Origin of the sequence: Aliiglaciecola lipolytica E3 (assembly GCF_000314975.1) — a bacterium.
GTDB classification, from domain to species: domain Bacteria; phylum Pseudomonadota; class Gammaproteobacteria; order Enterobacterales; family Alteromonadaceae; genus Aliiglaciecola; species Aliiglaciecola lipolytica.
Map to the genome: position 1 here is coordinate 40,523 of NZ_BAEN01000076.1, position 15,975 is coordinate 56,497.

Below are 15,975 nucleotides of genomic sequence, written 5' to 3' on the forward strand. Positions count from 1 at the left end.
CAAGATGGAGATTACATGCCTGATTTAAGTGCCTATGATGGAATTATTTTTGATATGGACGGCACGCTAGTTGATTCTATGGGTGTCCATATTGATGCTTGGGAGATTGTGTGTCAGGAGTTTAATTATCCGTTTGACCGCCAGTATATGCATGGTTTAGGAGGCGTGCCGACTAAACGCACAGTGGAAATGCTGAATGAATTGCACGGAAACACACATCAACCTGAGTTGGTTGCAGAGCGTAAGCGGCAAATCTTTGTTGCTATGAATCATATCCCCGAGTTAATTGCAGAGACTATGGCGGTTTTTAATCGTTATCGACCGATTATGCCTATAGGCATTGGGACCGGAGCTGAGCGTCCAAATGCAGAACATTTGTTAACCCATCACGGTTTATTGGAACGTCTAGATGCACTTGTGACAGCTTCTGATGTAACTCATGGTAAACCTCACCCTGAAACTTTTTTAATGGTTGCTCAAAAAATGGGTGTTGAGCCGAGTAAATGCATAGTCTTTGAAGATACCACTATTGGTGCCCAAGCGGCGCAAAGTGCGGGAATGGACTGCATTCTCGTAAATGATGGGAAAATTCAAATATAAGCAACGTTAGGTTTCTTTAACGGCTTATTTCTTTCGTTCACACATACATCACTTTTACCTTTGCTTTTTCAATATTTAATTGTATTATAAAAGTACAAATATAGTTAAATAAAGGTTAACATATGTCTTTTTCGATCACGTTGAAAAATTACCTTTCGATTATTTCTGCACTCCGTAGCGCGGCTTTCATCATTTCTTTGAGCTTGGTGCTATTCGCTAATTTCTCTATTGCTAAAGAAGGAAATGCAATGAAACTTATGCCAACCGTCAATTTGCAGCTATACGGTACGCTTGAAGATAAAACGCCTGTTTACATGGCAAAAATCACCAATAGTCACGGTCTTGAAGTTGATGTGATTAGCTATGGCGGCATCATAACGCGAATGTTAACCCCCGATAAAACGGGCGTTATGGGCAATATCGTCCATGGATTTGATAATTTAGATGATTATGTGAAATCAAACCCCTACTTTGGCGCGATCATCGGACGTTATGGCAATCGTATTGCCAAAGGTAAATTCACGCTAAATGGTACCGAGTATCACCTCGCGACTAATGATGGCGAAAATCATTTGCATGGAGGTATGCAAGGATTTGATAAAAATATATGGGATATGACCCCGTTTGCGACTGCTAATAGTGCAGGTGTGGTGCTTCGATTAACCAGTCCGGATGGCGATCAAGGATACCCAGGTAAATTAGTCACTGAAGTCACTTATACTTTAACCAATGACAATACATTGGACATGACTTTTACCGCCACCACTGACAAACCAACGATTGTCAATTTAACTCAGCATACTTATTTCAATTTGGCCGGCAAGGGCGATATCTTGTCTCATCAGTTACAGATCCCAAGTTCACAAATTACTCCCGTAGACAGTGGCTTAATTCCAACCGGTAAGCTGGTATCCGTTGCTGGTACTCCTTTCGACTTCAGACAACCTAAAGCCATTGGTAAAGATATAGAGAACAACGATCAGCAACTTAAATTTGGTAAGGGATATGACCATAATTATGTATTAAAAACTCAGCCTGACAACAAATTAATCGAAGCTGCTAACGTATATGAACCAAATACCGGCCGAACCTTAATCGTGCGCACTGTTGAACCATCAGTGCAGTTTTATTCTGGTAATTTTTTAGATGGGTCTACTTCCCAAAAAGGAACTGTGCATCACTATAGAAGTGCTTTTTGTTTAGAACCTCAACACAATCCAGACTCACCAAATCAGAGCGCTTTTCCTAGCACGACGCTAATGCCAAGTGACGTATATTCAACCCGTATTGTGTATGAATTTGGCACGCGTTAGAGGGCTATTACATTGATGAAATTATTTAAACCCCTTTGTATATGTCTGAGTATATATTGCTATTTAGTGAGCAATATTGTTTTTGCCGAAAGTCATGCCATAGCGAGACTTGAAAGCCCAGACACTAAATTGGAAGTCATTGTTTATAAAACGGCTACAGGAGCGGTACAGTATCAATTATTAAGTGCAAAAAAAGCCTTGTTAGCGCCTTCAAATTTAGGTTTGGCACTTAATAATACGAGTTTTCAGACTGGTTTGACTGTAGTTAATGTTACCTCCCCAATCACTCAAACCGGCAGTTACAAATTGTGGACAGGCAAGCAAACTGACTACGATTTTGAAGCAAATTCGTTAACAGTGACGTTGCGAAATAGCAGCGCACATGAAATAGCCATCCAGTTTAGAATGAGTAACGATGGCCTAGCGTTTAGATACGAATTATTGGGGGAAAGTACCGATACGCGTGTGGTAATGGAAGAATTTACTGAGTTTGCCTTTTTCGCAGATACACAGGCGTGGTTACAACCCAAAGCCGAAGCGCAATCAGGTTGGATGAATACTAACCCTTCTTATGAAGAAGAATACTTGCAACAAGTTAGTGTGAATACTCAGTCTCCAAGTAGCAATGGATGGGTCTATCCAGCGTTGTTTAAACGTGATCAGAACTATTTATTATTATCTGAAGCGGGACTTCCGGCGTATTACAGTGGTACTAATTTACGCAACGATGAGCAGGGGAATTTCTTTGTGAAATTTCCTCATCCAAGCGAAATCACGACAAATGGGAAATACCTTCCAGAGCATAGCTTACCGTTTGTTACGCCGTGGCGAATTGTTGTGGTGGGCAGTCTTGCCTCTGTCTTTGAATCAAATTTAGGTACAGACGTTGCCAAAGCCAATCAATTAACTTCTACAGACTTTATTAAGCCTGGCATTGCAGCCTGGAGTTGGGGATTATTAAAAGATGATTCCACTATTTTTCCTGTCCAAAAGAAATTTATTGATTATGCCGTAGACATGCATTGGCAATACGTGCTGGTGGACGCAGATTGGGATCAAAAAATCGGTTTTGAAAAACTACAGGAATTATCGGATTACGCACAATCAAAAGGTGTAGCTCTTTGGGTTTGGTATAACTCTTCAGGTGCTTGGAATCAGACTGTTTATAGCCCTAAGGGCAGTTTGCTCACGCACACAGATAGAGCCACTGTATTTGAAAAATTAAGTTCAATGGGCATTAAAGGCATCAAGGTTGATTTCTTCCCCGGTGATGGCTCTTCTGCAATTGCATATTATGAAGAGATTCTAAAAGATGCTGCTAAGTACAAACTCATGGTTAATTTTCATGGGGCAACTTTGCCTAGAGGGTTGCAAAGAACATATCCGAACTTAATGACAGTAGAAGCGGTAAAAGGTCAGGAAATGATTACCTTTTTTCAAGATTTCGCTAATCGTCAGGCAGTACATACTGCCACACTGCCCTTTACCCGCAACGTATTTGATCCAATGGATTTTACACCGATGGTATTAGGCGATATGACGGATATAAAACGCTCGACAAGTAATGCTTTTGAACTGGCGTTACCCATTTTGTTTTTGTCTGGTGTACAGCATTTAGTCACAACTCCAGAACAAATGTCGCAGGTGTCTGAGCCGGTTAAAAAATACCTGCGTAACATTCCAGTTATGTGGGAAAAGAGTAAGTTGCTGCAAGGTTTTCCTGGAAAACATATAACGGTAGCACGAAAGTCAGGTTGTGAGTGGTATGTGGCAGGAGTTAACGCCATGGAAGAAAACCTGCCATTAGAGTTGGATTTGTCATTCACCGAAATGCAAGATGCCACAGTGTACGTTGAAGGCCAACACAATCGTGAAGTTAATAGCTACGATATCAAAAGACCTCAACTACAACTCGTGGTTAAACCTAATAGTGGCTTTGTGATCGTGACCCGAAATAAAGCGAACAACCAAACCCAAAGAGAGAATAGCAATGCATGTAACATCTAAAAAGTTGCTTAAATACGCTGCTTTAGCCGGCTTTTTAAGTTTATTTTTGTCAGGTTGCCAGATAAGCGACAACGAGAAAAGTGTCCTTGAAGCCAATGTGGAAAAAGCGACTCAATCCTCGGGTACCTTTACCAATCCACTGTTTCCAAATGGCGCTGATCCATGGCTAGAATATTGGGACGGAAACTACTATTTGACCACCACAACCTGGACATCTGAATTAGTGATGCGCAAATCGCCCACGTTAGCTGGATTAGCAAATGCTACACCTGTCAACGTTTGGTCTGCCACTGATCCAGAACGATGCTGTAATTTTTGGGCGTTTGAATTTCATCGTATTAAAGGTCCAGATGGATTTCGTTGGTACATGATGTATACAGCGGGTCGAGATGGCACTCTTGATTATCAACACCTCAACGTATTGGAAAGCGCAGGCGATGATCCTATGGGCCCATATCAATATAAAGGTGCCCTGATGCCAGATGTATGGAATATCGATGGTAATTACCTTAGTTTTAACGGCAAACTTTACGTAATCTATTCTCAGTGGCAAGGAGATCAGCAGCTTAATATTATTGCTGAGATGGAAAATCCTTGGAAGTTAAAAGAAGGGGTTCCCCATACTATTTTGACGCGACCTGAGTTTGACTGGGAAATTAGTGGTCGCAAAGTGACTGAAGGTGCTGAAATTTTGCAGCGAAACGGTCGTACTTTTATGACTTACTCTGCTAGCTTTTGTAATACGCCAGATTACAAATTAGGTTTGCTTGAATTGGTGGGGAATGATCCCCTCAACATCGAACATTGGCAAAAGTCATCTGAGCCGGTCTTTTCTCGCACAGAATCGGTTTTTGGACCCGGACACAATGGTTTTTTCACTTCACCTGATGGTACTGAAGATTGGTTGGTTTATCACGGAAACGATTCCGTTGAGCATGGGTGCAGCGCTACTCGTTCATTGCGGGCTCAAAAGTTTACTTGGGACCAAGATGGCAAGCCTAATTTTGGTGAACCTATTACACCAGGAGTTGTGGTTGCACCGCCTTCAGGCGAAAACGGACCACTTGTCACACGTATTCAAGGTCAACGTTACAATTTAGTCAATGCAACCTCTAATCTATGTTTAGACATTGCTGCCAATCCAGAGGATAGCCGAGCGGTTCAACGCGCCTGTTCAGGAACCAATGGACAATGGATTTTAGATTCAACGACTGATGGCTTTGTGCGTTTAGCAAATCGGGAAGACAGTAAATTTCTGGAAGTCCAAGGATGTTCTACAGCTGATAATGCAAGAGTACAATCATCAGCATGGCGCAATAACTATTGCCAACAATGGAATGTAGAAAGCGGTGTAGATGGAAATGTCACAATTACTAATCGATTTTCTGGAAAATCATTGGCATTGGCGGGTTGTTCCTCAGCAGAGAATCAAGCTGTATTACAACAAGATAGTACAAGTGCGTGCAATCAGTGGCAATTAAATCCAGTTGGTAAAGTGGTTTTGCTGAGTCAGCAAAGTGGGAAGGCAGTGTCTTTAGCGGAAGATAAAGTTGTTGAAGGACAGAATGTAGAGCAAAGTGCATTCGATTACCTAGGTTCACAAAATTGGTATTTTCAACCGACGGATACTGGCTATATGGCACTTAAGCCAAGTATGAATGCTGAATTATGTGTGGGGGTGACAAACAATGCTATGGTCCCAGGTGCAAACCTGAAACTGGTATCTTGTGAGCAAAAAACAGCTCAGTGGCGATTGTCACCAGTCGATGGAGGAGGGCTTATGCTGATCAACCGTTATACTCGACAAGCGATGGGCGTTTCTGATTGTGGGTTGGCAGATGGAACAAACATCGCTCAACAGCCTAACTTGGCAACTAGATGTCAAATTTTCCATTTAAGAGAGCCAGGTTAAAACACAAAGCCAACCTTGTAGTCCGGGCTTTAGCCCGGTTAGATAGTCAAAACATCCACGGGATAAATCCCGTGCTACTAAATCCCACTTCGTAGTCCGGGCTTCAGGCCCGGTCAGAGACTCAAAATATCCACGGGATAAATCCCATGCTACCGAAACCAACTTTGTAGTCCGGGCTTCAGCCCGGTTAGTGAGTCAAAATATCCACGGGATAAATCCCGTGCTACTAAATCCCACTTTGTAGTCCGGGCTTCAGTCCGGTTAGGAAAGTCAAAACATCCACGGGATAAATCCCGTACTACCGAAACCAACTTTGTAGTCCGGGCTTCAGCCCGGTTAGTGAGTCAAAATATCCACGGGATAAATCCCGTGCTACCGAAACCAACTTTGTAGTCCGGGCTTCAGCCCGGTTAGTGAGTCAAAACATCCACGGGATAAATCCCGTGCTACAAAATGGCTGCGACCACTATTGATTTTGGCGGAATGCTAACATCGTTAATGTTTGCATTGAAAGGGTGGGGCTTAACCATATCTTTATCTTTGAAAGTGTTTTTGTCAGTAATATAGCTAGAGGTTAATACCTGACCTGACAATCGACTTGCATCTGTTCCTTTCAAATTAAGTGTTACCTTTCCTGCATTTTTTGGATCAAGGTTAACCAACGCTATGTATACACGTCCATCTTTCCCCTTTGCTATAGATGCAGTAATCGCTGGTAAGCTTTGGTTTTCATGAGAATATTTATCGCTATTAATATTAAAAGGTATTGAAGTCGCATCTTGAAATACTTTGTAAAGTCCGTACGCATGATAGGTAGGCGTTAAAACCATTTCTTCTTTGTCAGTCAAGATCATGGCTTGAAGCACATTAACCATTTGGGCGATATTGGTCATAGTTACACGCTCGGCGTATTGATGAAATATATTGAAATTAACCGCGGCGACTATGGCGTCTCTTAATGTATTTTGTTGATACAAAAAGCCTGGCTCACGTCCCTCTTCAGGATCGTACCAAGTACCCCACTCATCAACGTATAAATCAATCTTACCTTGGGGATCATTGCGCTCTAACTTAGCAATGTTTTCTTTCAAATATGTGTCTATACGCATGGTACGTTCTAAGGTTTTGAACCAATCGATGTAGTCGAATTCAGTCGCATGCCCTTTGTTTTGCCAATTACTATTTGGAAGGGTATAAAAATGGTAACTAATGCCATCCAAGTCACGTTTTATATTAGTGCTTAAAATGTCTGTCCAGCTTGTATCTTCGGTGTGACCACCACTACCAACTAATTTAGGCTTTTTACCAGGCGGAGTTTTAAGAAATGTTGCGTATTGACGATAAAGGTCAGTGTAATAATCAGGCGTCATATGACCACCACAGCCCCAAGATTCATTACCAATCCCAAAATAGGCAATATCCCAAGGCTCTTCACGCCCGTTTTTACGTCGCTCATTTGCGATGCTGGAGCGCTTATCAGACGTCATGTATTCCATCCACTCAGCCATTTCCTGAACACTTCCACTACCTAGATTACCGTTTATATATGCATCTGCCCCCAACAGCTCGACCAAATCAAAAAACTCGTGAGTTCCCACTGCATTATCTTCTTCAACACCACCCCAATGAGTATTAACTTTGATCGGACGCTTTTTGCTATCGCCAATGCCATCACGCCAATGGTATTCATCGGCAAAACAGCCTCCGGGCCATCGAACTAAGGGCACCTGAATAGCTTTCAGCGCATTCACTACGTCATTACGAAAGCCTTTGGTATTTGGAATTGAAGACTCTTTTCCTACCCATAAACCTTCATAGATTCCCCTGCCTAAATGTTCGGCAAACTGGCCATAAATATCTTTATTGATTGTTGGCCCTTGGACGTTGAGATCTGCTGAAATGTTTACCTGGTTAGGGGCTGCCCATGCTTGTTGTACTGCCAATGCGGTAAAAACTAATGAAAAAATAGTGGTTGTTTGTAAAAAGTAAAATTTTACAAATCTAACGCTATGTTTAGTAATCATGGTTGTATACCTTCAGTAGTCATAATAACGCGTTTCAAACTCCCATCTTGATTGTAAAAAAGAGGATCAATGGCAACCGAACGTCTGAAACGTCCACCACTTTGTTTGCCATCTATTGGTGGGATTGCTCCGGTGTGATAAATAAAATAATCCTCACCTTTAAATTCGATTATTGATTGATGATTAGTTTCAGAATTTCCTGCAATTTCATTAAGAATGCCTTTATAAGTCCATGGACCATGAATACTTTTGCTCATGGCATAACAAATTTTCTCTGGAAATTCACAGGCATAAGATAAGTAATAGTTGTCGCCTTTTTTATGCACCCAAGAGGCTTCTGTGTAATTTGGAACGTCAATGACTTTGATTTCACCATCCAATTCGAGCATGTTGTCTTTCAATTTGACGTACTTAGGTACCAAATTGCCAAAAAACATGTAGGTATCTCCATTTTCTTCGATAAAAATGGCGGGATCGATGTCATCCCAATCATTCGGAGAATGGGTCGTCATATCATCAGTTATTAAGGCTTTGCCAATGGCATCCTTAAAAGGGCCCGTAGGCGATTTGGAAGTCGCTACACCAATAGCAAATCCAGGTTTATCGTCTTTATGACGTACAGTCGTATAAAAATAAAAAGTGCCATCTTTTTCGACCATATGTGAGGCCCATGCGAAACCTTCTTTTGCCCATTTAAAATCGGTACCACGCATTATTGGCCCATGAGATTGCCAATTAACCATGTCTGTTGAACTAAACGCTAACCAATCATGCATTTCAAAAAACACATTGTTGTTTGGAGCTTCATCGTGCCCTGTATATAGATATACAACATCGTCATGCACTAATGCCGCAGGATCTGCCGTGAATACATCTGTAAACAAGGGGTTTTTGGCCATTGTGATGCTGCTGAATAGCAACATGAATGGGATGGAATATTTCATCATATGATTTCCTTTTTTTTACGAGTTTGCAGATTAGTAATGTAGATTCTTTAAAATAGACATGAAGGAAATAAAGTTGTTGAACTTCACTTTCTACTTCAGCGCTGACGGCTCATCTCTTTACCAATAAATCGACACTTTTCATCAAAAAAATGTTAACTATTATCGTATTGTATTACTAATATCTTTTTTTTCAAGCTTTGTTTTTAGGCTTAGATTGCCCGTAACTACTCATATTTCGCAGGGTTTATCGCATATTGTTAAAAAAATATTGCAATTATGTATGTTGAAATGTGGAGCTTGGGTATTTTATATAGTACTATTGTATTACTAATGATTTTGGGTAGGTAAGATAATTATCGTTTTTAAAGACGAAAATTATTTTAAGTGAAAATAAAAACACACATAAAGCTAGAGGAATAACCAAAATGAAACTAAAGATGGCACTCATTTTGAGTGGGGTTGTAGCGGTTTCTGGGTGCGGTGGTTCAAGTGAGGATAGCAATCCTCCAGAAACTTACATCATACCTGGCAATCAAACAATAGTAGATCCCACATCAAATATTTCAGATAGTTCTCTTTACAATGATCTTGGCGTGCACGATCCGTCAATTATAAAAGTGGATGGAACATATTACGTATTCGGTTCTCATTTAGCGGCAGCGAAGACTACCGATTTGATGACCTGGGAATATATTTCGTCCTTATCTGCAAATAACGCAGTTGATGAGTCTCCGCTTTTTGATACTTACTCTAGCGAAATAGCTGAAGGTATTGCTTGGACTGATGGATTTAAAGGCAATTGGGCTGCTGATGTTATTGAATCTCCAGATGGAAAGTTCTGGTTTTATTACAATCACTGCGCACAAGACAACCCAGACACACCAGAAGTAGATGAAGTGTGTTGGAATCGTTCTTATCTTGGTTTAGCCGTGTCTGACAATATCGACGGACCCTACGTTGACCAAGGCATTTTTGTGCGTTCAGGTCACCGTGATGGTGAATTGGACACTTACCCAATTGAAGGCGTTGAAGCGTATATCCAAGCACAACATCCTAACGCCATTGACCCAGCTGCATTTTACGATAAAGACGACAACCTGTGGTTAGTTTATGGGTCTTATTCTGGCGGGATATTTATACTTGCAATGGACGAATCCACTGGGATGCCCGAAGCTGGACAAGGCTTCGGAACCCATTTAGTAGGTGGCAATTTCGAAGCCATTGAAGGTAGCTACGTTATCTACAGTCCAGAAAGCGATTACTACTACCTATTCTGGTCAAATGCTGGTTTCGCGGCGGATGATGGTTACAATATTCGCGTCGCTAGATCACGTACCCCTCAAGGACCCTATCTAGATGCTGATGGCAACAATGTTACCGGTGCGACAGTTGCAAATAATTATGGAACCAAGTTACTTGGCAGCGTTTTATGGGAGTCCGCGTTTGGGGATCCTTCCGCACAATATGGATATAACTCTCCCGGTCATAACTCTGCTTTGTATGACGAAGAGTTAGGTAAATATTTATTGTTTACTCATACGCGTTTTCCAGTAGAAGAAGAGCGCTACGATAACGTTGAAGCACATGCAGTAAGAGTGCACGAAATGTGGTTGAATAACGATGATTGGTTAGTAGTTTCACCACATCGTTACGCGCCAATTGACGGTGATAACCTTGTTGATGCTAATGATGTTGCCGGAGATTATCGCTTAATCTTACAAGGTAAAGATAGTAACGGTAATGAACATACTTCGGTTTACGTGACACTCACTAACCAAGGTCGCTATATCCAAGGCGATTTAAGCGGAGTTTACAAACTATTTAGTGACGATAGCGATAGAATTCGTTTAGTCATCAACGACGATACTACCTACGAAGGTGTGGCTAAATGGCAATGGAACGTTGAAGACGAACGTTTTGAAGTAACTATTTCTGCTATGAGTGCAAGTGGGGAGTCACTTCTTGCCGCTAAGCTTCCAGAAAAAACAGCAGCTGACATAGTAAATGACATCAATGCTGCAGTGGAAGAAACCTTTGCCAATGAAGCCGATCCTAGTCAAACGCTGGTGGTAAAACAAAATCTCGAATTTCCAGTTAACGGAGCGCGTGGCGCACAAATTAGTTGGTCCTCTAGCCTACCGCGTTACATTGCAAATGATGGCACGGTTACGCGCCCGAATGTTGGTGAAGGTGATCAAACAGTAACTTTAACTGCCACCATTGATGTGCTTGGGCAGACAATGACTGTCACAAAAGATGTGATTGTCGCAGAGCGTTCAACCTACAACAGAACGGCCTACTATCCATTTGAAAATTCACTGAGTGAAATCAACATGACATTTGGTGATGGAGTTGCATCCACAGACACTACCGGTACAACAACCGTTAATCCTGTGTTTGTTACCGGAAAAACAGGCCAAGCAGTTAATCTTGATGGTTCATTTGGTGTATTACTTCCACCCGATATAATTGATAGCTATCAGTACACTGTTTCTTTTTGGATGAATCAACAAGCTTCATTCCAATTCCGACCAGCCTATTTTGCTGCGCGTTCCCCCGACAGATGGCAGAGTTTTTTACCTAGCAGTTGGAATGCCGAGTTGATGCTGTGGTCAAATTGGTTAGAAGAAGATGGTTCTTGGCCTTGGCTTGATGGTGTTACTGGCGTTGTTTATCCAGTAAACGAATGGCATCACATAGCGTTGTCCGTTAACGCAGGTCAATTTCAAATCTACTATGACGGCGAGCAAGTCGGTTCTGGAAGCGGCTTAGAAGATATGCATACCGCGAAGCCTGATGGTTCAATCATCACATTAGGTTTGAACTATTGGGATGCCCCTTTAGTGGCCTACATAGATGAAATGAAAGTTTATGATGAAGCGCTATCAGCGGCAGAAATCAAAGCCTTGGATGTAGATGAGTTACCTGCTGATCAATTACTTACTATCGCTGAACAAGCGCTGGATTTAGGAAATCTAGATTTTGTATTGGGAGATTTAGTATTACCTTACTCTGGGCCGTTTGCATCAGCATTGGCTTGGGAATCATCAAATTCCGCGGTAATAGATCCTGCAACTGGTGTCGTCACTCGTCCCGAACGAGGCGAAGCAGATGTTACGGTCACTTTAACTGCCACAATTACGCTTGATGGTGAAACTACCAGTAAGGAATTTGTTGCCACTGTTATATCGAAAACACCTCCTTCAGCCGTTGCTCGCTTTAGCTTTGAAGAAAACTTAGAGGATACTGCTGGCGACTTCGGCTCAGGTGAACCTGCGGATAAAACAGCAGAATTGCCACTGATAACTCCAACAGATAAAACTCTCGCTTATGTTGACGGTGTTGTTGGTTCTGCGGTTAATTTCCTTGGTGACGCAGGCCCTGGCGCGAAGCTTCCAGATGGCTTAATTAGCGACAATAGTTATTCAATTTCAATTTGGCTTAACCCTACATCCAAAACCCAATTTACCTCAGCATTTTTTGGCTATGCCGCAAGCAATAGTTGGATAAGCTTGGCTCCATTTGGACCTTCTGGACAAACCATGCTGTGGTCAGGTGAGGCTTGGTTTGATGGCAACATGGGGTCGCTGATTCCAGATAATGAATGGACACATATTGTTGTGGTTGTGAATGAGAGGACTTTCAATGCGTACATTAATGGCGAGTTGACTAATAGCCTCGACGGTTTCCCAGATGTATTTACGCCTGTAGGTGGTAACTCAAGTTTTGCATTGGCTACTAATTTGTTCCCTTGGGATGCCAACTTTAACGGCAAAATGGATGAGTTGGTTATCTTCGATGATCCCATTTCAATCGATGATGTGCAGGAACTTTACGCAGAAGGAAGTTCGCAATAATAACGCCCTGTGGGGGGAAACCCCCCAGTCATTTATAAACAATATTAATTCTGATTTGCTGCTGTTAAAGCAAATTATATGAAGTCACATTTTGGGAGAAAAAACATGTTTAAGCCCTCCTTACTCAGTTTGGCGGTTGCGACATCCCTTTTAGCGATGAGCCAGGGCGTTCAAGCTCAAGAGAATACAGAGAACGATAACGTCGAAGTTATCGAAGTATCAGGAATACGTGGAAGTTTGGCAAAAGCCATTGATATCAAACGCGAAAAGATTGAAGTCGTTGATTCAATCGTTGCAGAAGATATTGGTAAGTTTCCGGATAACAACGTTATTGAAGCGTTACAACGGGTACCAGGCGTTCAGGTGACTAACCGTGATCGCGGCGAAGTAGGTACTTTATCTATCCGTGGTTTGAATGACATTACCACCACCGTAAATGGACGCCAAATGTATATTTCTACAGGGCGTTTTTATACTATGGCCGATACACCAGCAGCACTCATCTCAAGAGTGGACGTGTATAAAGCACGTTCTGCTGACAAACTTCCAAGCGGAATTGCTGGACAAGTTGATGTGATGACACAACGGCCGTTCAATTTCGACGGTGCTAAGTTCGTTGTTGCAGCCAGAGGTATTTATTCTGATCAAGAAGGCACTATTGATCCAAATGTTAGTGCCATGGCAAGTAATACCTGGGAATTAGATTCAGGTAAATTCGGTGCACTTCTTAACGTCGCTTATGCGAAAACAAACTGGCGAGACCAAGCAATAACCGCTGGAGCGGTGTTCCCATACTTTACTGCTAATCCTGAAGGTGAAGGTGCTGATCGATTTGGTAACGTTGGTGACTTTCCTGCGTTTGAACGAATCAATTCAGCCTATTGGGATCCAGGGTTAGAACAAGGTCTGCCTAACACGGTTGGTTCAACGTTAAATACAAATGGTTACACTAACGAATACATTTTGTCTCGTGATGCTGTTTTTGCCAGTGACCTTTCAGGTAAACGCGAACGCCCAGCAGTAAATTTATCGCTACAGTTTGCGCCCAATGATAAATCTGAATATTTGTTTGAAGCTTTTTACAATGGATATCGAGAAACCGTGCGAAACAGCCTGTTTTTCACGTTTCCAGATTCAGCTTATAACATCAACTTTGATGACGATATTGTACTTTATGAAGGTACTAATGTTGTCAAATCACGAACTGTTTATGATGGCGACCCTCGTTATGGTGTGTGGGAGTCTGATTTCAATAGTACGGATGCTGATGAAAGACAAACTGATACCTACATGTTTGCCTTAGGTGGAAAATGGGATCTTTCCGATTATTTTCACTTAGAAGCGGAAATTGTGAATCAAAAAAGTGTGTTCACATCAGACTTTTTCGCAGTTCGATTGTTACATGATTATTATTCGATGACCGTTGATTTTAATACTTACGAAGGCGTACCTGGTCTTGAGTTTCATGATAATCCCATGACCTCGGATATCGATGAATCTGATTTATTGGACCCACGCTTATATTCAATGGGTCCATCTTGGGATAACGGAAGTCGTGATGAAGGTACGTCAAATGCGCTATATCTAGACGCCAATTGGTATGTAGATTTTGGTGGTATAAAACAAATTGATTTTGGTTTGTTATATGAAAAACGCAGTATAAATAATCGCAGTCGCGGTGCAAATATCATAGTAAATCAATATGATATTCCTATGACCAGCATGCCAGTGGAGTTTTTGGATAGCACTGAAGACTTTTTCGACGGTAGAGCAGATTTTCCTGATGGATGGTTAATCGGTGATATCGATTATATGTTGGCAAATAAAGATGCGTTTCGGGAATTATATGGCTATTACGACGAAAACGGCGCGCCTATTGATAACTACTTAACGGGGGGCGCATCGTTGATCATGCGCAGAACGTTTGAAGCAGATGAAACGACTTTGGATTTATATGCCCAAGCGAGTTTTGAATATGACTTTGACAGTGGTGTTTTAGATGGGACGTTTGGGTTGCGTTATACCGATGCGAAAACTCCATATATTTTTGATCGTGTCGATACGGCTAATCAAATTGTTGAACAAGATAACGGTGAAAATGGCAGTAGTGATGTTTTACCTTCATTTATTGCCAGATACACTTATGACGATAATTTATTGTTCCGTTTTTCCTACACTGAAACTATGCGACGCCCTGATTTTGGTGCATTAAACCCTTATACTACCTATTCTAAAGGGGTTACTTCAGTGGGGACTGGAACGGCAAATTCTGGTAATCCAAACTTGAAACCGGTTATCTCGACAAACCTCGATTTATCAATCGAATACTATTTTGGTGAAGCTAACGCGATTTACGCAACCTTGTTTCAACGTGAAATAGACGGACTAGTGGTTAGTTCTCGTTCTGAAATTTACTATGATTACCCCAATGACGTAGACGAAGATGGTGAAGAGATAGGTGAACTTCTGCACATATTAACGCGCCCAGATAACTCAGCCAATGGCGAGTTAACCGGATATGAGTTGGGTGTGGTTTATTTCCCTGAAGAGTTGCCAGGGTTATTAGATGGATTTGGGGTTCAGGCCAGTTACACTGCTTTGGATTCGTCACAAGATTTACCCATTTATGATGAAGACGATCCAACCAATCCAGAGCCAATTGGTTTTGATACAGTTGAGATGTTTGGCGTATCTGATTCGTCATTCAGCGTCGTATTGGCATATGAAAAAGATGATATTAGTAGTCGACTATCCTATGTTTGGCGTGACGCTTTTCGTTACGACAATGAAACCGCTATCTTTGCTAATCCATTGGCTCGCTACAGAGCGCCTGAAACGAGTTTGGATTTTCAATTGTCTTACAACGTATCTGAAAATCTAGTACTGACATTTGATGCAACTAATCTCACCGATGAGAAATTCCAGGCATATTACCAACAACCTGATATCTACAATTTCTCTAGCGGGATTTATAGCCGTACCTATGCGTTAGGTCTTAGATACTCGTTGTAATCATAGACAAAATATTACAGTAACTTTTTTAAAACCTCGCATTGCGAGGTTTTTTGTTTTTTAGACAGACTATAAATTACTTTCTTTAATCTGAAATATTTGATTCGAAAGGCAACTAGTTCGAACTATAAACTTGTAAATTAATCATATTTGCAGGTTGACACCATATATGTCATACAATAGTATAATACTTAATTGATTAACAAAATAATCACAACTTTCAGCGTGCTCTTAACGCTTAATTCACAAGATTAAAAGGTTTAGCCCTTTTGTATTCCAGATAATAATTATCAAATGGAGAAA

The 15,975-nt window shown here is 41.4% G+C and carries 8 protein-coding genes; 6 read left to right on the forward strand and 2 right to left on the reverse strand.

Annotation, left to right across the window (positions count from 1 at the left end; translation table 11 throughout):
• Positions 1-15: 15 nt before the first annotated feature.
• From GLIP_RS18785 to GLIP_RS18800, 4 genes are all read left to right on the forward strand, one after another.
• Entirely contained in the window at positions 16-600 is a 585-nt protein-coding gene (locus GLIP_RS18785) for an HAD family hydrolase (protein WP_008846281.1), read from the forward strand.
• 248 nt (positions 601-848) lie between these two features.
• The gene (locus GLIP_RS18790; protein ID WP_226992254.1) at positions 849-1,913 is read left to right on the forward strand and encodes an aldose epimerase family protein; all 1,065 of its coding nucleotides are present in this window, start codon (positions 849-851) and stop codon (positions 1,911-1,913) included.
• Positions 1,914-1,979: 66 nt separating this feature from the next.
• Entirely contained in the window at positions 1,980-3,920 is a 1,941-nt protein-coding gene (locus GLIP_RS18795) for a glycoside hydrolase family 97 protein (RefSeq protein WP_008846283.1), read from the forward strand.
• Positions 3,904-5,832, forward strand: a complete 1,929-nt coding sequence (locus GLIP_RS18800) for a family 43 glycosylhydrolase (protein WP_008846284.1) — start codon at positions 3,904-3,906, stop codon at positions 5,830-5,832. The genes GLIP_RS18795 and GLIP_RS18800 overlap by 17 nt, the downstream gene beginning before the upstream one ends.
• A 446-nt stretch (positions 5,833-6,278) precedes the next feature.
• Here GLIP_RS18800 and GLIP_RS18805 read toward each other — a convergent pair whose 3' ends face one another.
• Both GLIP_RS18805 and GLIP_RS18810 read right to left on the reverse strand, forming a co-directional pair.
• Positions 6,279-7,856 carry an alpha-N-arabinofuranosidase gene (locus GLIP_RS18805; protein ID WP_008846285.1) on the reverse strand — a complete coding sequence of 526 codons (1,578 nt, stop codon included), beginning with the start codon at positions 7,854-7,856 and terminating at the stop codon, positions 6,279-6,281.
• On the reverse strand, positions 7,853-8,800 hold the full coding sequence (locus GLIP_RS18810) for a glycoside hydrolase family 43 protein (protein WP_008846286.1): 948 nt from the start codon (positions 8,798-8,800) through the stop codon (positions 7,853-7,855). The genes GLIP_RS18805 and GLIP_RS18810 overlap by 4 nt, the downstream gene beginning before the upstream one ends.
• A gap of 428 nt (positions 8,801-9,228) precedes the next feature.
• Between GLIP_RS18810 and GLIP_RS18815 the strand changes: the two genes are divergently transcribed.
• Positions 9,229-12,660, forward strand: a complete 3,432-nt coding sequence (locus GLIP_RS18815) for a LamG-like jellyroll fold domain-containing protein (RefSeq protein WP_008846287.1) — start codon at positions 9,229-9,231, stop codon at positions 12,658-12,660.
• Between the two features lie 105 nt (positions 12,661-12,765).
• A complete protein-coding gene (locus GLIP_RS18820; RefSeq protein WP_008846288.1) occupies positions 12,766-15,672 on the forward strand; it encodes a TonB-dependent receptor in 2,907 nt (968 codons plus the stop codon).
• Positions 15,673-15,975: the final 303 nt, after the last annotated feature.